Annotated in this window: 14 protein-coding genes; all 14 read right to left on the bottom strand. The window is 62.1% G+C overall.

Annotation, left to right across the window (positions count from 1 at the left end):
• Positions 1 to 3: 3 nt before the first annotated feature.
• Positions 4 to 1659 (bottom strand): ABC transporter ATP-binding protein, encoded by a 1656-nt coding sequence (locus DJ564_RS08225; RefSeq protein WP_109628431.1) that lies wholly within the window; start codon positions 1657 to 1659, stop codon positions 4 to 6.
• Positions 1660 to 1661: 2 nt separating this feature from the next.
• Positions 1662 to 2489 carry an ABC transporter permease gene (locus tag DJ564_RS08220; protein ID WP_109628430.1) on the bottom strand — a complete coding sequence of 276 codons (828 nt, stop codon included), beginning with the start codon at positions 2487 to 2489 and terminating at the stop codon, positions 1662 to 1664.
• 3 nt (positions 2490 to 2492) lie between these two features.
• On the bottom strand, positions 2493 to 3452 hold the full coding sequence (locus DJ564_RS08215) for an ABC transporter permease (RefSeq protein ID WP_109628429.1): 960 nt from the start codon (positions 3450 to 3452) through the stop codon (positions 2493 to 2495).
• A gap of 167 nt (positions 3453 to 3619) precedes the next feature.
• A complete protein-coding gene (locus DJ564_RS08210) occupies positions 3620 to 5221 on the bottom strand; it encodes an ABC transporter substrate-binding protein (protein WP_109628428.1) in 1602 nt (533 codons plus the stop codon).
• A 105-nt stretch (positions 5222 to 5326) separates the two neighbouring features.
• The gene (locus DJ564_RS08205; protein WP_109628427.1) at positions 5327 to 6742 is read right to left on the bottom strand and encodes an aldehyde dehydrogenase family protein; all 1416 of its coding nucleotides are present in this window, start codon (positions 6740 to 6742) and stop codon (positions 5327 to 5329) included.
• Positions 6735 to 7925 (bottom strand): pyridoxal phosphate-dependent aminotransferase, encoded by a 1191-nt coding sequence (locus DJ564_RS08200; protein ID WP_109628426.1) that lies wholly within the window; start codon positions 7923 to 7925, stop codon positions 6735 to 6737. Before DJ564_RS08200 ends, DJ564_RS08205 begins: the two co-directional genes overlap by 8 nt.
• A 40-nt stretch (positions 7926 to 7965) precedes the next feature.
• Complete coding sequence (locus DJ564_RS08195; RefSeq protein WP_109628425.1) at positions 7966 to 9573, bottom strand: 5-guanidino-2-oxopentanoate decarboxylase; 1608 nt, start codon at positions 9571 to 9573, stop codon at positions 7966 to 7968.
• 10 nt (positions 9574 to 9583) lie between these two features.
• Entirely contained in the window at positions 9584 to 11695 is a 2112-nt protein-coding gene (locus DJ564_RS08190) for an acetate--CoA ligase family protein (protein ID WP_109628424.1), read from the bottom strand.
• An 18-nt stretch (positions 11696 to 11713) separates the two neighbouring features.
• Positions 11714 to 12874: an acyl-CoA dehydrogenase family protein gene (locus DJ564_RS08185; protein ID WP_109628423.1), complete on the bottom strand. Its 1161-nt coding sequence runs from the start codon at positions 12872 to 12874 to the stop codon at positions 11714 to 11716.
• Between the two features lie 52 nt (positions 12875 to 12926).
• The gene (locus tag DJ564_RS08180; RefSeq protein WP_109628422.1) at positions 12927 to 13718 is read right to left on the bottom strand and encodes an enoyl-CoA hydratase/isomerase family protein; all 792 of its coding nucleotides are present in this window, start codon (positions 13716 to 13718) and stop codon (positions 12927 to 12929) included.
• A 612-nt stretch (positions 13719 to 14330) separates the two neighbouring features.
• The gene (locus DJ564_RS08175) at positions 14331 to 15065 is read right to left on the bottom strand and encodes a hypothetical protein (protein WP_109628421.1); all 735 of its coding nucleotides are present in this window, start codon (positions 15063 to 15065) and stop codon (positions 14331 to 14333) included.
• A gap of 175 nt (positions 15066 to 15240) precedes the next feature.
• The gene (locus tag DJ564_RS08170; RefSeq protein WP_109628420.1) at positions 15241 to 16647 is read right to left on the bottom strand and encodes an amino acid permease; all 1407 of its coding nucleotides are present in this window, start codon (positions 16645 to 16647) and stop codon (positions 15241 to 15243) included.
• 190 nt (positions 16648 to 16837) lie between these two features.
• On the bottom strand, positions 16838 to 19102 hold the full coding sequence (locus DJ564_RS08165; protein ID WP_109628419.1) for an ATP-binding protein: 2265 nt from the start codon (positions 19100 to 19102) through the stop codon (positions 16838 to 16840).
• Entirely contained in the window at positions 19099 to 19872 is a 774-nt protein-coding gene (locus DJ564_RS08160) for an ABC transporter substrate-binding protein (RefSeq protein WP_109628418.1), read from the bottom strand. The genes DJ564_RS08165 and DJ564_RS08160 overlap by 4 nt, the downstream gene beginning before the upstream one ends.
• Position 19873 lies beyond the last annotated feature (1 nt).

Below are 19873 nucleotides of genomic sequence, written 5' to 3'. Positions count from 1 at the left end.
TCCCTAAACGTTTACAGGTTTTGAATCGGAGGACGATAACGCGCGCGTGGCCAGCAACCGGTCGAGCCAGTCGGGGTCCATTTGCGGTTCGGATGAAAACAGCAGCCCGGTGTAATCCTGATGCGGCGGGGTGAAAATGGCGCTGCGCGAACCGTGGTCGACCACCCTGCCCCGCTGCATCACCAGCACCTCATCGGCAATCGCCCGGACGGTGGCGACATCGTGGGTGATGAACAGATAAGCGACGCCCAGTTGCTGCTGAATCCGGTTGAGCAGTTTCAGCACGCCTTCGGCCACCAGTTGATCCAGCGCCGAGGTCACTTCGTCGCAAATGATCAACTGCGGATCAGCCGCCAATGCCCGGGCGATGCACACGCGTTGCTTCTGACCACCGGACAGTTCGCGGGGTTGGCGCTCCATGAAGGTCGCCGGATCAAGCTCGATCATTTCCAGCAACTCGGCCACCCGCGCGCGCATCGCCTTGCCCTTGAGCCCCAGATAAAACGTCAGCGGCCGACCAATGATGTCGACGATGCGCTGACGCGGGTTCAGTGCTGTATCCGGGATCTGGTAGATCATCTGGATGCGCCGCAATTGCTCCTTGCTGCGCCGGCGAAAGTCCGCCGGCAGCGCCTCGCCGTCATACAGCACCTGACCCGACGTCGGCGCCAGCAGGCCGGTGATCAAGCGCGCGGTCGAACTTTTGCCGCTGCCGGACTCGCCGATCACCGCCAGGGTCTGGCCGCGATACAGCTTCAGCGAGACATCGTGCAGCACCGGTTGATGACCGTAACTGGCGCAGCTTTTGCGTAATTCCAGCAGCGGTTTTTCCTGCTGCGGGCACGGCTTGGGCTCGGTGCGAAAGCTGCGCACCGCCCACAGGGACTTGGTGTAATCCTCTTGCGGATCGCCAAGCATCTGGCGGGTTTCGGCCTCCTCCACCAGTTTGCCGTGGCGCAGCACCATGATCCGGTCGGCCATTTGCGCGACCACCGCCAAGTCGTGGCTGATGTAAATCGCGGCGCTGCCGTACGTCGCCACTGCATCGCGAATGGCGGCCAGCACTTCAATCTGCGTGGTGACGTCGAGGGCAGTGGTCGGTTCGTCGAAGATGATCAGGTCGGGATGGCACGCCATGGCCATGGCGGTCATGACCCGTTGCAACTGCCCGCCGGACACCTGATGCGGATAGCGCTGGCCGATCTGTTCCGGGTTCGGCAAACGCAGCACCCGATACAGCTCCACCGCTTCCGCCATTGCCTGGGCGCGGCTCATGCCGCCGTTTTTCACGGCGGTTTCTACGTGCTGATCAATCAAGCGATGGGCCGGATTGAACGACGCCGCAGCACTTTGTGCCACGTAGGCGATTCGCAGGCCACGCAGTTTGCGCAGCGCTTCGGGTTTGGCGTGCAGCAGGTCGATGCCGTCGAACTGCACCGAGCCGCCGGTGATCCGACAGCCGTCGCGGGTGTAGCCCATGGCGGCGAGGCCGAGGGTCGACTTGCCGGCCCCCGATTCGCCGATCAGCCCCAGCACTTCTCCGCGTTGCAGGGTCAGGTCGATGCCCTTGATCAGCGGGTGCCAGGCGTCTTCGTAATGACCTTCGATGTGCAGGTCGCGGATGTCCAGCAGCGGCTTTTCGTTTGTGATCGCGGTCATGTTCAGCACTCCTTGAGGCCGCTGGATTTATGCAGCATCCAGTCGACGACGAAGTTGACGCTGACCGTGATCAACGCCACCGCCAGGGCGGGCAGCAAGGGGCTGACGTCGCCGAATGTAATCAGCACCGCATTGTCGCGGACCATGCTGCCCCAGTCGGCGGTGGGCGGTTGAATGCCCAGACCGAGAAACGACAGCGCACTGATGAACAAAAACACGAAACAGAAGCGCAGACCGAACTCGGCAATCAGCGGCGCGGCAGCGTTGGGCAACACTTCGCGAGTGACCAGCCACCACAGGCCTTCACCGCGCAGGCGGGCGGCTTCGACGAAGTCCTGCACCACCACGTTCATCGCCACGGCCCGCGAAAGACGAAACACTCGGGTTGCGTCCAGCAGCGCGATGACGAGCACCAGCGACGTCGCGGTGGTGCCGACCACGCTGAGGATCAGCAAGGCGAAAATCAGCTGCGGAATCGCCATCAGGATATCGACGACCCGCGACAAGACCTGATCGACCCAGCCGCCCTTGATCGCCACGATCAAACCGCTCAGGCCGCCGAGCAGGAACGCCAGCACCGTGGTCAGGAACGCGATGCCCAAGGTGTTGCGCGCGCCGTAGACCAGGCGGCTGAACATGTCGCGCCCGAGGTTATCGGTTCCCAGCAGAAACTGGCCACTCCACGGCGCAAAGCCCTCACCGACCACTTGCGTTTCGCCATACGGCGCCAGTAACGGGGCGAACAGCGCCACGAAAATGTACAGAATGATCACCAGCAGTCCGAACTGGGCACTCAGCGGCGCCCGGACCAATTGTTTGAACAAGCTCATGTTCTACCCCTTCGGATGCATCAGGCGTGGGTTGCTGGCGATGGAAAGCACATCCGCCGTGGTGTTGAGCAGGATGTAGGTCGCCGCGAAAATCAGGCTGCAGGCCTGGACCACCGGGATGTCGCGCTTGGCCACCGAGTCCACCAGCAATTGGCCGAGGCCCGGGTAGACGAACACCACCTCGACCACCACCACGCCGACCACCAGGTAGGCGAGGTTCAGCGCCACCACGTTGACGATCGGCGCCAGGGCGTTGGGCAAGGCGTGGCGGAAGATGATGCGCGACTGGCTGATGCCCTTGAGCCGGGCCATTTCGATGTACGGGCTGGCCAGCAAGTTGATCAGCGAGGCGCGGGTCATGCGCATCATCTGCGCGATAACCACCAGGCTCAGGGTCGCGACCGGCAGCACCGAGCGTTCCAGCACGGTGCCAAACGAAGCGTCCGGAGCCAGGTTGGAAATGCTCGGGAACCAGTTGAGCTTCACCGCGAACACTAGGATCAGGAGGTAGACGACGAAGAACTCTGGAAACGATACGGCGCTGAGGGCGCTGGTATTGAGCAAGCGGTCGAACCAACTGTTGCGATACAGCGCCGCGAGCATCCCCAGCAACAACGCGAGCGGCACCGACACCAATGCCGCCAGCGCCGCCAGGCTGAAGGTGTTGCCCAGGCGTGTAGCGACCAGGTCGGCGATCGGCCGCTGGTTGGCCAGCGAAACCCCGAGATCCCCTTGCAGCAGGTTCCCGATCCAGTGAGCGAAGCGGGTTAGCGGTGGCAGGTCCAGGCCCAATTGCGTGCGGAACGCCGCGACGGTTTCCGGGGTGGCGGATTGGCCGAGCATGGCCTGGGCGATATCGCCCGGGAGCATGCCGACGGCGAGAAAAATGATGACTGATACCGCAAAGAGCGATAACAACCCCAATGCCAAACGCTGCGCCAACAGCTTGAAAATACTATTCATCATGCAGGTCCTTGAAATGGGCACGCTTGCAAAAACTGCGAACTTCCACTGTGGGAGCGAGCCTGCTCGCGATGAGGCCGGCACATCCAACATCGATGTTGAATGTCTCACCGCCATCGCGAGCAGGCTCGCTCCCACACTGGATCTTCACTGGTTTGAAGATTCCCTTACGCCTGCCACCAGCGCTCGATGACGCGCAACCCATCCAGCTCGCCGTAAGGCGCGGTCTGGCCGCCGTGCACGACGCGGTTCGAGCGCGCCGCCACCGAACTGGCAAACAACGGCACAATCGCCCCGCCATCGTCCCGGCACAGCGCCTGCATTTCGTTGTACATCTCGCGGCGCAACGGGTCGTTCATCTCGCCGCGGGCGGCGTTCAGCAGTTGGTTGAAGCGCGGGTTGTCCCAATGGGTTTCATTCCACGCGGCGCCCTTGGCGTAGCCGATGCTGAACATCCGGTCGGCGGTCAGGCTGCTGTACCAAAAGGACGTGGTGAACGGTTGCTTCATCCAGACATTGGAGAAGAAGCCATCCGCCGGCTCACGAACCACGTCGATATCGATCCCGGCCTGACGCGCCTGCTCCTTGAACAACACCGAGGCATCCACCGCGCCGCTGTACGCCGCGTCAGACGCTTGCAGACGAACCTTGAGCGAGTCGACACCGGCCTGACGCAGGTAGAAACGCGCCTTGTCCGGGTCGTAAGCGCGTTGCTCCAGCGCCGTGTTGATAAAGCGGCTGCCAGGCTGGATGGGGTGGTCGTTGCCCACCAGTCCATAGCCATACAACACCGAAGCCAACAGCGTTTCGCGATTGATCGCGTGTTTCATCGCCAGGCGGATGTTGCTGTCCTGGAACTGCTGGCTGTCGCACAACATCGGGAAGGTGTAGTGCTGCGCGCCTTTGGTTTCTTCGATCACCAGGTTCGGATTGCGCTTGAGCAAGGCCACGGTTTTCAAGTCGACCTTGTTGATCACATCGACCTGCCCGGTGACCAGCGCGTTGATTCGCGCCGCGCCATCGGAAATCGCAATCAGCTCGGCGCTGGCGAAGTGCGCCCGGCCCGCTTTCCAGTAATCGGGGCTGCGTTCCAGGCCCATGCGCACACCCGGTTCGAAGTCCTTGAGGCGATAGCCGCCGGTGCCGATGCCGGCCTGCCAGTCCGGCACACCGTCCTTGGCCGGCATGATCACCAGATGGTAATCGGCGACCACATAGGCGAAATCGGCGTTGCCCGACTTCAGTTCGAACACCACGCTGTCAGTGCCTTGGGCGCTGACCTTGGCGACGTCGCCCAACACGGTTTTCGCCGCTGACGTGGATTTCTCGCCGAGGTGATGCTGGATCGACGCGACGACGTCTTCCGCCGTCAGGGTCTTGCCGTTGTGGAAGGTCACGCCCTGACGCAACTTGAAAGTCCAGATGCGCGCGTCTGGCGTCGAAGTCCAGCTCTCGGCCAGTTCCGGTATGGCGGTGCCGTCCACGGCGATTTCGGTCAGGGTGTTATAGACCGCCGAGAAGCCGACGAAGGTGAAGGTGTCGCTCCAGGAGCCGGGGTCTTTGGAGTCGGTGGTGCTGCCACCCGCCAGGCCGAGGCGCAACACGCCGCCCGTTTTGGGCGTGGCTTCCTGGGCATAGGCGCCCATCGGCAAGCCCATGGAAAACGCCCCGGCGACGGCGGCCGCCGCGGCGCTGTATTTGAGGAAGTCCCTACGAGGAAAACTGAATTCATGGTTCGCTTGAGTAATGTTGTTTTTGTTATCGCTCATTGCATTGCCCCTGATCACAAGCAAGTTAGTAATGAATTACCGGTTTGAAGCCACGCAAGGCACCGGGCCAGGGCCCGGTGCGCAGATCGTTTGAATCGTCAACGGTCACACCTGGATCGCCTTCACTTCGACAAACTCGTTGAGCCCTTCTTCTCCCCATTCACGGCCATTGCCCGACTGTTTGTAGCCACCGAACGGCGCTTGATAATTGAACGCGGCGCCATTGAGGAAACACTGGCCCGCACGCAGTTGACGGCCAAGCTGCAAGGCACGCTCGGTGCTGCCGGCCCAGACACCGCTGGACAGACCGAACGGCGAATCGTTGGCGATCTGAATCCCTTGCGCTTCATCGGCGTAAGGAATCAGGCACAGCACCGGCCCGAAGATTTCTTCCTGGGCGATGCGCATGCGGTTGTCGACATCGGCGAACAGCGCCGGGCTGACGTAGTAACCGCGCTCGAATGCGTGCGTTGCATCGCCGCCACACAGCAGTCGCGCACCTTCCTGCTGGCCGACCTGAATGTAGTCACGCACGGTGCGGCGTTGCGCCGCCGAACACATCGGTCCGAGGAAACTCTGTGGGTCCAGCGGATCGCCCATGCGCAGGCTTTGGGTTTCGGCGATGGCCAGTTCCACCGCCTCGGCGTAACGGCTGGCGGGCAGCAACATGCGGGTCAACGCGGTGCAGGTCTGCCCGGAATTGATCATCACGTCCTGCACGCCGTAGCGCACGGCGGCGGCCAGATCGGCGTCTTCGGCGATCAACAACGGTGACTTGCCCCCCAGTTCCAGGCACACGCGCTTCACCGAAGGCGCCGCCGCTTGCGCCACGCGCACCCCGGCGCCGGTGGAGCCGGTGAACGAGACCATGTCCACATCCGGGTGTTTGGCCAGCGCTTCGCCGACCTTCGAACCCGGACCGCTGACTAGGTTGAACACCCCGGCTGGCAAGCCGATCGCTTCGATCATCTGCGCCAGCAAAAACGCGTGCAACGGGGTTTCCTGACTCGGCTTGACCACCACGGTGCAACCGGCGGCCAGCGCCGGTGCGAGCTTGCCGATCAGTTGATGCAGCGGGTAGTTCCACGGGTTGATGAAGGCGCACACGCCGACGGCTTCGCGAATCACCAACGAATGGCCGACCTCGCGCACTTCGTCCATCAGGCCGGCGAGTTCGACGTATTGCTCCAGGCCGATGATCGGCCCGTCGACCTGCACCGAGCGGCACCATTGCACCGGCATCCCCAGCTCAGTGGTGATGACCGCGGCCATCTCGTCGGCCCGCGCGCGCAACTGCTCGGCGAGCGCGCGGATGTATCCGGCGCGAACGCTTGAAGGCGTCCGTGACCAAGGACCGAACGCCCGACGCGCCGCGGCCACCGCGTTGTCAACATCGCGCTCATCGCCCAGCGGTACCGAACCTGCGACTTCTTCAGTGGCCGGGTTGATGACTTCGGCGATGCCCTGCCCCGACGGGGTCTGCCAGTGACCATCGATAAACAGCGTCTTGTGGTTATGCATAGACTGGGTCTTCCATCAGTTCAGTGGCGCAACGGGTGATTCGCTGGCAGGCGTCACGCAAGGGTTCTGCGCCCAATACCAGTCCCAGACGAATGTGTCCGGCAGCGCTCGGGCCGAAGGCTTCACCGGCCAGCACCGCGACGCCATGACGGTCGAGCAGACGGTCGGCAAACGCCTGGGCGCTGAGCCCGGTGTCGCGGATATCGACCATCACGAACATCCCGCCATCGGGCTTCAAGGCACGCACCCCGGGGCAGTCGGCCAGGCATTCGCAGACCAGATCCCGACGCTGGCGATAGGCTTCGCGCATCGCTTCCAGTTCCGGCAGGTTGCTTTCCAGCGCGACGACGGCGGCGTCCTGCACGAAGTCCGGCAAACCGTAGAGCATGCACAGCGCGAGGTTTTCCAGGTGTTCGGCGAGCGCCGGTGGGGCGATCGACCAGCCGATGCGCCAGCCGGTCATGGCGTGGGATTTCGACAGGCTATTCAGCGTCGCGGTGCGCTCGGCCATGCCCGGCAAACTCGCCGGGCTGATGTGTTCGCCCTCGAACAGCAACTCGCTGTAGACCTCATCGGAAATCAGCCACAGGTCGTAGGCGATGCACAAATCTGCAAGCGCCTGCCAGGTGCCGCGCGACAAACTGGCACCCGACGGGTTGTGTGGGCTGTTCAGCGCCAGCGCCCGAGTGCGCGGCGTGATGCGCGCGGCGACGTCTTCGGGCAACACCCGAAAACCGTTTTCGGAACGCACCGGCACCGGAATCACCACCGCGCCACAGGCACCGAACACCGCTTCATAGGTCACGTACATCGGCTCGGCGACGATCACTTCGTCGCCCGGATTCAGTACGCACTGCGCCACGCAGAACAACGCGCATTGCGCCCCGGCGAGCACGGTGACCTGATCCGCCGAGACCTGCTGGCCGCTGCGTTTTCCGTAGTGTTTAGCGATGCTTTCACGCAACGCGCGTTTACCACGCACGTCGGCGTAGTGGGTATTGCCAGACAACAGGCTGTCGATGGCCGCCTGGACAATCGGCAGCGGCGTGTCGAAATCCGGGTCACCGACTGACAGCAACAGGATGTCCTGACCCTGTTCTTGCAGCGCCAAAGCACGGTAATGAATGTCCCAGGCGGCGGCGCCGTCACCAGCGATACGTTGAGTCAGATCGGAAAAGCGCATGTCCCCATCCCCTAAAAAAAGCCCTGTAAAAAAATGGCCGTCAGAGCGCGCACGCATGCTTGAGTTCGATCAGGGTCACGCCGTTGCGCTTGAAGCCGTGGCGCAAATCGGTTTGCAGTTCGGCCAGGCTCTGCGGTTCGGTCACGGTGCAGCCGAATGCGCGGCCGAGGGCGGAAAAATCCGGGTTGCGCGGTAGCACGCCAATCGGCTCGATATCCAGGCCGAGCATGTCGTCACGAATCTGCCCCAGCGCGTCGTTGTTCCAGAGCAACACCACCAGCGGGCTGTCCAGCTCTTCGACGGCGGTGGCCAGTTCTTGCGCGGTGTAGAGAAAACCACCGTCGCCGACCAGCACCAGACCGGGCCGCTGCGGTGCGCCGAACTTGGCGCCGATGCCCGCTGGCAAGCCATAACCCAAGGTGCCGTAGCCGGTCGGATGCAACCAGCTGCGCGGCGCCAGGCTGTTGAAGGCGTAGTTGCCGGTGTAGGCCAGTTGGGTCATGTCAGTGCTGATGAAGGCATCGTCCGGCAGCTCGGCGGCGATCCGCTCGAGAATTGCCTGGTGGATCGACTGCAACGGGCCGTGGCTGTTTTGCACCGCTTCACGCAGTGCAGCAACGGACGCGATCGCGGCACTGGCATCACGTTTGCCGGTTGGCAGACGTTCCAGCAACGCGACGAGGGTGTGTTGCGCATCACCTTGCAGCGCCACCGCGCACGGGTAGAAATCGTTGAACTTGCGCGGGTCGATGTCGACGCGCAGCAGTTCGGCGTTCAGCGGCAGACGCTCGCGCCAGAAGTCGGTGTCGGCCATTTCAGTGCCGACGGCCAACACCACGTCGGCCTCGGCGATGAGTTGCCAGCCCGGCTCTACGCACAGGGTCGAACCGGCATTGAGCGGTGCATCCGGCGGCAACAGGCCTTTGCCGGCGACGCTGGTGAACAACGGCGCGGCGAGTCGGGTGCTGAGTTCATGCAGTTCCTGCTGCGCATTCAATGCACCGCCGCCGGCGATGATCATTGGCCGCTTGGCGTTTTGCAGCTTGGCCACGGCCTGATCCAGCGCCGTGGCGGCCGGTACGCCACGGCTTGGACGACGCACCACTTCATTGCTCCAGTCGCGGCTGACTTTTGCCGACAGCACGTCCAGCGGCACCGAAATGTGCACCGGACGCGGACGTTCACTGTCGAACACCGCATAGGCACGGGCGATCAATTCAGGCAGGTCCTCGGCGCTGAGTGCCACGGCTGAAAACGCGGTGATCGGCGCGGTGATTGCGCGCTGGTCCTGGGTTTCGTGCAGGCAGCCCCAGCCTTTGCCGAGGCTGGCGGTGTGGTTGACGCTGGAAATCACCAGCATCGGAATCGAGTCGGCATACGCCTGGCCGATGCCGGTCGCGGCGTTAGTCACGCCGGGGCCGGTGATGATGAAGCACACACCGGGTTTGCCGCTGACCCGCGCGTAGCCGTCGGCCATGAAACTGGCGCCCTGCTCGTGACGCGTCAGCACGTGACGAATGCCGCTGCCGGGCAAGCCACGATACAACTCCAGCGTGTGTACGCCGGGGATACCGAACACGGTATCGACGCCGTAGTTGGCCAGCAGGCGCACCAGGGCCTGGCCGCCGGTCAATGTTGTGCTTTGCATGTTCACTTCCTCATTCGTGGCCGAGGCGAATCAACGCATCGACCGCAGTCGTGCCGTGGGCACCGACCAACAATGGGTTCACATCGAGTTCCAGCAACTGCCCGGCGTTCTCGCAGGCGTAATCGGCCACCGCACGAATCGCCGCCACCAGCGCGTCCAGATCCGCCGCTTCGCGCCCACGAAAACCCTGTAACAACGGGGCACTGCGCAGGCTCAACAACGCTTGGCGAATGGCGCCGTCGGTGGTCGGCAGCAACAGGCTGCGACTGTCCTTGAGCAACTCCACCAGAATCCCGCCAGCGCCGATGACCAGCGCCAGGCCAAAGTCGTTTTCGCGTTTGATGCCGACGATCAATTCGGCCAACGGTGGCTTGGCCATCGGTTCCAGCAGCACTTGATCGAACGGCACCTGCGGCGCGTAATCGGCAATGCTCGCGCGCATTTTTTCCAGTGCGATGCTGAGGGCGGCGGCGTCCTTGAGGTTCAACGCCACGGCGCCGGCTTCGGTTTTGTGCGGCAGTTGGGCACTGACCGCTTTCAACACCAACGGATAACCCAGCGCGTTGGCGTCGCTCAATGCCTCGTCCGGGGTGCTCAATACGCCGTTGGGCGTTTGCAGGCCGAAGGCGCGCAACGCTTTTTTCGAATCCCACTCATTGAGCAAGCGACCTTCGCCTTCCAGCGCCAGCGCCAGCGCCAGCGGGCAGTGCGGCACCAGCGCCGATTCACCGAGCGCCAGCAACGCTTGACGGTTGCGTTGATAGCCAGCAATTCGGCCCCACGCGGCGAGCCCGTCTTCGACGCCTTGCAACGCCGCCACGCCTTGGGCATGCAGGCGCTCACGGGCGTGGGCCGGCAGCAGTTCCGGGAAGGCCGAGGTGACAAAACCGGTCTTGCCGTGGCGGACCAGGGCGGCGCAATACAGCTCCAGCAGCAGGTCGCATTCCTTGCGTTCGCCGGTGAATTCCGACGGGTAATCGAGCACCAGCATCGCCGCATCGGCTTCGGTGCGCAGGGCGCTGTCGAGCATGCGGTTCAAGGCTTCGCCGTCGCCCCAGATTGCCGTGGTGAAATCCAGCGGATTGACCAGGTTGGCGTAGCTCGGCAGCACTTGCGCCAGCTCGCCGCGCTGACCTTCATCGAGTGTCGGCAAGCTCAGGTCGTTGCGTTCGGCGTAGTCGGCAATCAGCCCGGCGTCACCTCCCGAACAGGCCAGCGCGATCAGGCTGTTGCCCGCCGGCAGCTTGCCGCACGCCGCCGCTTTCAGGGTTTCGACAAAACTCACCGGGCCACTGACGCGGATCACGCCGAGGCGCGCAAACAGACTGTCGTACAGCGCATCGGAACCGGACAGCGAGCTGGTGTGACTGAGCGCCAATTCGGCACCGATCTGCGACACGCCGGTTTTCAGGGCGATGATCGGGATGCCCTTCTCCAATGCCTTGTGCGCAGCGCGGGCAAAACCCGGTACGTTTTTCAGGCCTTCGAGGTGCAAGCCGATGGCGGTGACGCGCGGCTCGTCGAGCAACACGTCCATCAGTTCGGCGATGCCCAGTTGCGCCTGATTGCCCACCGAGGCCATGTAGGCCACCGGCAGCGAGCGGTCGCTCATGGACACGTTGTAGGCAAAGTTGCCGCTCTGGGTCAGGACGGCGACGCCCTTCTCCACCGGTTTGCCGCCATGGGCCACCGGCCACAGCGCGGAGCTGTGCAGGTAGTCGAGCAAGCCGTAGCAGTTGGGGCCGAGCAAGGCCATGTTGCCGGCGGCCTTGAGCAATTGTTGCTGCAAGGCCTGGCCTTCGGCGCCGGTTTCGGCGAACCCGGAGGCGTAGCAGATCGCACCGCCCGCACCCTTGGCGGCCAGCTCGGCAACGCAGGTCAGAGTCAGCTCGCGGTTGGTCGCGATGAACACCGCGTCCGGGCCGCACGGCAGTTCGGCGATGCTGCGCACACACGGCACGCCTTCAAGGCTGTCATTCTGCGGATTGACCAGCCACATCTCGCCAAGGTAGCCGCCTTCGGCGCAACGCTTGAGCGCGCGAGCCATGCTGCGGCCACCGACAAACGCCACGTGGCGCGGCGCGAGCATGCGTTTGAGGTTGTCACGAATCGTCTGCGACATAGAAGTTCTCCGGACCGGTCAGCGCAGCAGCGGCCGCAGCAATTCGCGGGAAATGATGTGGCGCTGGATCTCCGAAGTGCCTTCCCAGACGCGCTCGATCCGCGCGTTGCGCCAGATGCGTTCCACCGGGCATTCATCCATCAGGCCCATGCCGCCAAAGATCTGCACCGCCTCGTCGGCGACCTTGCCGAGCACTTCACTGGCGAACAGTTTGGCCATGCCGGCCTCGCCATCGGTCATGCTGCCTTGATCCATTTTCCAGGCGGTGTGCAGGGTCAACAGTTCGGCGGCGCGGATCTGCGTGACCATGTCGGCGAGCTTGAACGAGATGCCTTGATAGGTGCCGATCGGCTGGCCGAATTGCTTGCGATCCGCCGCCCATTGCAGCGACACGTCGAGCGCGCGCTGCGCCTGGCCGACGCAGTTGGCGGCGACCATTACCCGCCCGGCGGTGAGCCAGGCGTTGGCCACGTCCCAGCCCTTGCCGACTTCGCCCAGCACTTTATTGGTGGGGACGCGGCAGTCGTCGAAGAACATTTCAAAGGTGTGGTAACCGCGGTTGCTCACGCACTTGGGACCACGGCGAATGGTCATGCCCGGCGTGTCGCGGTCGACCAGGAACGAGGTCACGGCGTTGCGCTGCTTGCCGTTGTGTTCGTAGGTGTCGGTGACGGCGAAAACGATGGCGAAATCGGCGTGCCCGGCGTGGCTGATGAAGTGCTTGCTGCCATTGAGAATGAAGTCATCGCCATCGCGCACGGCACGGGTCTTGATCGCGTTGGCGTCGGAACCGGCGCCCGGTTCGGTCAGGGCGAAGCAATCGATCTTCTCGCCCTGGATGCACGGTAGCAGGTAGTCATTGATCTGATCACCGGTGCAGGCCATGAGGATTTTCGACGGCCGCGCGACGAACACATGCAGCGCCCAGGAGACCTTGGACAGTTCACGCTCGATCAGCGCCTGGGACAGGTAATCGAGGCCGCCACCGCCGACTTCTTCCGGCATGTTGAAGGCATAGAAACCCGCCGCGATGGCCTTGCCGCGAATCTGTGCCGCCAATTCGGGGGAGACTTCGTCGGCGCGGTCGACCGCTTCCTCATGAGGCAGCAGTTCCTTGGCGACAAAGCTGCGTACCGCGTCCACCAACATTTCTTGTTCTTGGGTCAGTTGGAAATTCATGGGGCTACCTGTTGTTCATGTGCTGAGTAGGTGTTCGGGCAAGCCGGCAGATCTATTGGCCGCTGAAACGTGCCGGGCGTTTTTCGATGGCGGCGCGCAAGGCTTCGGCGCCGTCTTTGCTGCGACCGCAGAGCAGGCCGGCGGCGAGCTCGGCTTGCAGTTGCTCCGGCAGGCTGCGCTGGGCGCCTTCGCGCATGAGTTTTTTGGTCTGGGCGAAAGCGAACGTCGGGCCGTTGGCCAGGCGCGTGGCCAACTCAGTGGTCACGTCGTGCAGTTGATCATCGGCGCAGACTTCGCCGACAAGACCGGCGGCCAAGGCACGGTCGGCGCCCCACAACTCGTCGAGGAACAGCAGGCGCTTGGCTTGCTCGGTGCCGATCAGGCGCGGCAGATGCCAACTGGCACCGGCGTCCGGCGAGTAGGCCATGCTGGTGTAGCCGGCCTTGAAGCGTGCCGATTGCGCGGCGATGCGCAGGTCGCAGCACAGCGTCAGGTCCATCCCGGCGCCGACGGCGGTGCCGTTGATGGCGGCGATGGTTGGTTTTTCGAGGCTGTACAAACGGCTCATCAGTGCGTGGGCGGTTTCGGTCCAGCCATAGCTTTCTAGGGCGCCACGGGCTTCGGCTTCGGCCCACTCAGCGAGGTCGGCACCGGCGCAGAAACTGCGGCCGCTGCCGGTCAGCACCACGACTCGAACGGCGGGATCGGCGTTGAACTCATCGAGCAAGGCGTGCAGGTTTTTCAGGGTTGGAATGTCCAGCGCGTTGCGCTGATCGGGGCGATCGAGCGTGATCCAGGCCACGCCGGCTTCGACCTGTCTGAGCAGAGAAGAGTGATTAGTCATGCGAATCCTCGAATTATTGTGTTTGGCATGAGGTGATGCGACTTGAGGCCATACTAAACGAGTGTTCAGTAAGGCGGCAATCTGTGGTCGATTTGGCTGTAACAGCCTTTGAATTTCGATAAGTTGTTGGTTTTAAATGGTTTATTTTTTATCGGAGGTGTTGTGAGGTTGAGGCTGTTACAACTTTGAACAACTGGGTACAGGGTTGAGGTTTGGATTGGGGGGGGATTGGGTTGGGATGGGATTGGGGGCATATCCGTTTCTGCGGTAGCGGCGGCTGGCGGTTTCGCTTTTACAGCGAGTCCCTTTTCCAAACGCCGAAAAGGAACCAAAGGCTTTGCCCCTCCATTCGGCCTCTGGGAAAGGGGCAGATAGATCAAGATCAAGATCAAGATCAAGATCAAGATCAAGATCCGAAGCAAGGGCAAGGGCAAGGGCAAGGGCAAGGGCAAGATCTACAGCTTCGCGAGCAAACCCGTTCCCAAAAAAGCAGAGCGACGCAATGCTTTAGATCGTTCCCACGCTCTGCCTGGGAATGCCGCCAGGGACGCTCTGCGTTCCACTGTCGAAGCAAAACTTGTGTTTTGCGCAGAGGCTCTCAGGACATGTCTTTCAGAGATTGCGCGACAGCGCCCGGTGCACGCTGTCGCTGTTCAGCACAGGGCTTTCAGGTTCGGCAGCGCTTTGCGCGGGTGCTGGGCTGTCGAGTTCGAAGGCGAGTTCGGCCTCGACCCGGCTTTCAGCTTGAACAGGGCTTGGCACCCGACCGCGACTGGCGACCAGGGTGTCCAACTTTTCGAGGTAGGCCTTCAGGTCGCTGATCAGCAGTTTCTTGCGCTGGGAACCCTGATACAACGCATAGCAAAGGTAACCACCCGCCGCCAGAAGGCCCAGCCCGGCGGTGGCAATACCGGCAACACACAAGCCGGAGACGATCAGCACGGTCTTCCAGTTGAAGGGCGTCAACTCCAACTCGGTATTCAACACGCCCGCGTCACGCAGCACCCAGCGCTTGGACGCCGAGTGGTTCAGCAGGAGGGTGTGCAGGGGCGAACCGTCCTTTTTCAAGGCACTGATCAACGAGATGTCCTGACCGGTGCGCAATGGAACATCTACGCCACGCAACTTCACATCGTGCTCGACACCGTCCGCGGTTTTGACCCAGAACTCATGATTGATGATCGACACCGAACTGACGCGAACCGGCGTCAGATCCCCGTCCTTACCGTTTACAGGAACGCCGCCCGTGGTCGTCACACGCGTCTCACTGAGCTTCTCGCTGCCCACCACCTCACCGCTCAAGACAGTGAAAACAACGGTTTTATCGCCATGAGTGAATGTGTGCATTTCGATTCCTTGATAGGCCCACGTCGATCGACGCGCAGTAGAAAATCCGTATGCGGCGGATGCTACTAACTAGCCACTACCCTGTCCAGAATTCACCACTGCGTGTGACGCGGAGCATCACAGGATGCATTCCCACGCGGAGCGTGGGAACGATCAAACGGACATACACAATCAATCAGACAGCACTCGGCGCCAAAACCACCTGACGCTTGCGGTGAATCAGGAAATACGCGCCATAACACACCGCGATGAACCCAAAGCCCCAATACAACGAAGGCCGCTGCGTCTCATCCAGTGCCAAAAACACAAACAGCGAACAGCACAACGCAATGCATGTCAGGGGCAGCAGCGGGAACCACGGCGCGCGGTATTTCAAATCGCTGAGCTTACCGCCATCGCGCAGGTAGGCCTTGCGGAACTTGTACTGCGCCAGCGCAATCACGATCCACGTCACCGTGCCCGACATGCCGCTCACGGCCATCAGCACCATGAACAGCGTGTCCGCCGCGACGAAACTGGTCATCAACGACACCAGCGCAAAGCACAAGGTGATGCTCAGCGCCCGCAACGGCACGCCGCGTTTGCTCAACGGCGACAGACTTTTCGGCGCCATGCCGGTCTTCGACATCGCCCACAGAATGCGCGTCGAGGCATACAGGCCGGAGTTACCCACCGACAGAATCGCGGTGAGGATTACGAAGTTCATCAGGTCAGCCGCATAAGGAATCCCGACCATGTCGAACACCTGCACGAACGGACTTTCCATCAACCCGGCCTGCTGCCACGGTACGATTGCCGACAGCACCACGATCGCCAGCACATAGAAAATCAACACGCGAAACACCACGTTTCGAACGGCGCGCGGGATGCTTTTTTCCGGCTGATCGGTTTCGCCGGCGGCCACGCCCATGATCTCGCAGCCCTGGAAGGCGTAGACCACGGTCATCATCACCGCGAACACCGCTGACAAGCCGTTGGGAAACAGCGAGTCGCCAATCAGGTTGTTCATCATCGGCGCCGGTGCGCCGCTGGTCAGCGGGATCGCGCCGAAAATCACCAGCACGCCGACCACGATAAACCCGAGGATCGCCGCGACCTTGATCCCGGAAAACCAGTATTCCGCCTCACCAAAAGCGCGCGTCGCCAGCGCATTCAGGCCAAACAACACCACCACGAACAGCGCCGACCAGTACCAGATCGGAATGGTCGGGAACCAGCGCTCCATCAGCATGCCTGCCGCCGTGAACTCCAGGCCCACGGTGGTCGCCCAACTCATCCAGTACACCCAGCCGATCATGAAGCCGGTGGCCGGTCCGATGAATTTGGTAGCGTGAGTTTGAAACGAGCCGGACACCGGCATTTGCACGGACAGTTCGCCCAGGCACACCATCACCAGGTACATCAGAAAGCCGGCGACCAGGTAGGCCAGAATCGCCCCCACCGGCCCGCCCTGATTGATCGTCACCCCGGAGCCCATGAACAGCCCGGTGCCGATCACGCCGCCCAGGGACAACATGAAAATGTGCCGGCTCTTTAAAGCGCGGGTCAGTTGGATGCCTTTACGTTCGGTAGATTCGCTCATGTCCGCACCTCAATAATCAGCAAGGTGCGCGTGGCGCGAGGAGGGATCAGCTTTACGGCAGTTCATTATTATTATCTCCAATAAGCTTCGAAGACCGCGCTGTGGCGGTTGCCTCGATTATTGGAAGGCCATGTAAGCTCCCGTTGACCGTAAAGATCGAAGTTGTAAAAAGTCGTAACGAACTTGTACGTCAGCGCTGCAACAACTCGGCCAACGTCTGTTGCGAACGCTGCAAGTGCGCATGAACCTGCGGCGCCAATGCCCGCAACCTTGATTCGTCGTTGGCCAGGGCGGCCTCTTCCAGCGCACGCAGCACAGTGGCCAATGCCCGAAAGCCCAATGAGTCGCTGCTGCCGGCCAGGCGATGCGCCAGATGAGCGACTTCGGTGCAATCGTCGGCCTCGAACGCTTCCGTGATCGCTTCGCGATGCTGGCTGATGGAGTCGCGCAACACCGCCAGCAAGCCTTGGAGTTTCTGCTCACCGAGCAAGGTGCGATGAGTGTCCAGCAGCGGCCAGTCCATCGCCTCGTCATCAGGCTGCGGCGCGGGTGTGGGTGAATGCCCGGCCAGCGCCTGACGCAGGTTTTCGAGCTTCAGCGGTTTGGCGAGAATGCCGTCCATCCCGGCATCCAGATAACCGCGCACCAGCGCCGGCTGCACGCTGGCGGTCAGGGCGAAGATTCGGCAGTGGCGGTTCGGGCCTTCGGTACGGCGGATCAGTGTGCACAACTCGACGCCGCTGATGCCCGGCAGGTGCACATCGAGCAGGATCAAATCGAACGTCTCCCCGACGCATTGCGTCAACGCCTGCTCGCCGTCTTCGGCGAGCCAGACCTGATGCCCGTCCCGGTGCAACAAACCGCTGACCACTTCGCGGTTCAGCGCCACGTCCTCGACCACCAGAATCTTCATCGACTGGCCGGGCTCGTGGTGCATTGGCAGTTCGGCAATCCCGGTAGACGCCGGCTGCAACGTCAGCTCAAACCAGAAACAACTACCCCGCCCGACGTCACTTTCAACGCCGATCTGCCCGCCCAACTGCTGCACCAGATGTTTGCAAATGGCTAATCCGAGCCCGGTGCCGCCGAAGCGTTGCGCCACTTCCTCGCTGGCTTGAGTGAAGCGTTCAAACATCTTCTGCTGCACCGCCGGAGCGATGCCGATGCCGTTGTCCGTCACGCTCACGCGCAGGCGTTGCCCGGTTTGTTCGGGGACTGGAGCCAGAAGCGCAACGTCCACTTTGACCTGACCGCCTTCGGTGAACTTGATCGCGTTGGCCAGCAAGTTGCTCAACACCTGACGCAAGAATTGTTCGGCGCCATGGTGCCGGTCGGCGACCTGCGGATCGATCCGGCAGTGCAGCGTCGTGTCGTTGCTCAGCGCGCGCGGTTCCAGCAGCGTCAGCACCTCGTCGAGCAACGGCCGAAGGGAAAAGTCGACCGGTTCCGGGTGGCTGACGCCCTCCTCCAGTCGAGCGAAATACAGCACTTCGTTGAGAATCGACAACAACCCTTCGCCGGCCTTCGACAGCGCATCCAGACGTTTGCCGTCGCGCGCATTCAGGTTGGCGTCGCGCAGTAATTCAGCCATGCCGAGAATGCCGTTCAGCGGTGTGCGCAACTCGTGGCTCATGGTCGCCAGAAAGCGCGACTTGGCGAGGTTGGCCGCTTCGGCTTCGTCCTTGGCGCGCATCAGACTGGCGGTGCGGCGTTCGACCCTTCGCAGTAGTTCATCGCGGTTGTCTTGCAGGGCCAGTCGATCGCTTTCCCGGCGGTCAATGTCGCTGAGAATCGCCCGGCGCATGTCGTCCAGCGCATGGGCCACGGTATCGATTTCGTCCTCGTTAGCGCTGCGGCGTTTGTCCAGTTGCAAGGGTTCGTGCCAGTCACCGGCAGCGATGCGTCGGGCAAAACCGGCCATGACTTGCAGGTGCCGCGTGACCAGCCGATAAAACAGTCCCGACAGCGTCACCGCCAGCCCGCACAAAAACACGCTCATCCACAGCAGGCTGGTCAAACCGGTGGCGTACAAACGTTGATGCACGGCGCCCAGGTCGGTGCTGACTTCCAACTGCCCCAAATGCCGCAACGGCCCGGACGGCGGCTGATACTCCAGTTGAAAACGCTCGATGCGCAGCGGCCCGACCGGGTCCGCGCTGCCATGCAGCAGATCGAAATCAGGGCTGGTCAGATGCACTCGCGCCACGTCGGAGAAATCCACCAGGCCGCGCAACTGCACATTCAATTGCTCCTGGTTTAAATCCCAGAGACTGCGCTCCAGACTGGCCAGATAACCGGCGCGGATCAGTTCCATGCGTGAGTCGATGTCGCGCATTTCGCGGCGGTATTCGAAGTACAACTGCACGGTACTCGCCAGCACGGTGAAGCACAGGCTGAACAACAGAATGAACAGCAGCAGACGCCGCAACAGTCCACCGGGCCGAGCGCGGATCATTTCGAATTCGCCGGCAGGTTGATCATGTCGCGGTAGGTGACTTCGCTTTCGTTGAGCAAACGGTCGACCTCTCCGGCATCGACCATGCGCTGGAGTTGCGCATCGATGTCCGGCATGCGGCTGGCCAGAGGAGAATGGCGTGATACTGCAATCCGCAGGTAGTCCACGCTCAAAGACGTGGGCAATGCGACGATGTCTTGTGCGCCCGGCAGATTTTCGACGTACAGCTCGCCGGTGCGTCGCTCCGAGGTGATGAAGTCGATGCGCCCGCGAATCAGTTTGCCGAAGTTCTGGCGGCTGTCAGAGACCCATTCGATGTTCTGGTGTTGTGCGACCAGGCGGTCGAATTCCACGCCGTAACTTTCACCGAACAACAGCCCGCCACGGTAATTGGCCAGGTCCTCCAGACGCTCGAATTTCACCGGACGCTGGCGATTGATGAACAACGCGACCTCTTCACGCAGCACCGGCACCGTGGAAAAAATCATGCTCTGCTCGCGTTGCGCGGTGTTGTAGGCCAACACTACATCGACCCGACCTTCGGCGGCGTCGAGCAGGCAGCGTTTCCAGTTGCCGAGCACGATGATTTCCACTTCGTAGCCGAGTTTTTCGAACAGGTTTTTCACCACGCTCGGGGCCAGGCCGCGAACTTGTTTACCGTCGCTCCAAGAGATCGGCGGGTACACCGGATAGTCGCAGTAGCGAATCTTTTCCGCCGCCATCGCACTGTCCGCGACCAGCGCCAGCAGCAAAGCAAACACCCGCCACATA

Origin of the sequence: Pseudomonas sp. 31-12 (assembly GCF_003151075.1) — a bacterium.
Classification (GTDB): Bacteria; Pseudomonadota; Gammaproteobacteria; order Pseudomonadales; family Pseudomonadaceae; genus Aquipseudomonas.
This window is presented reverse-complemented; position numbering and strand designations above follow the sequence as displayed.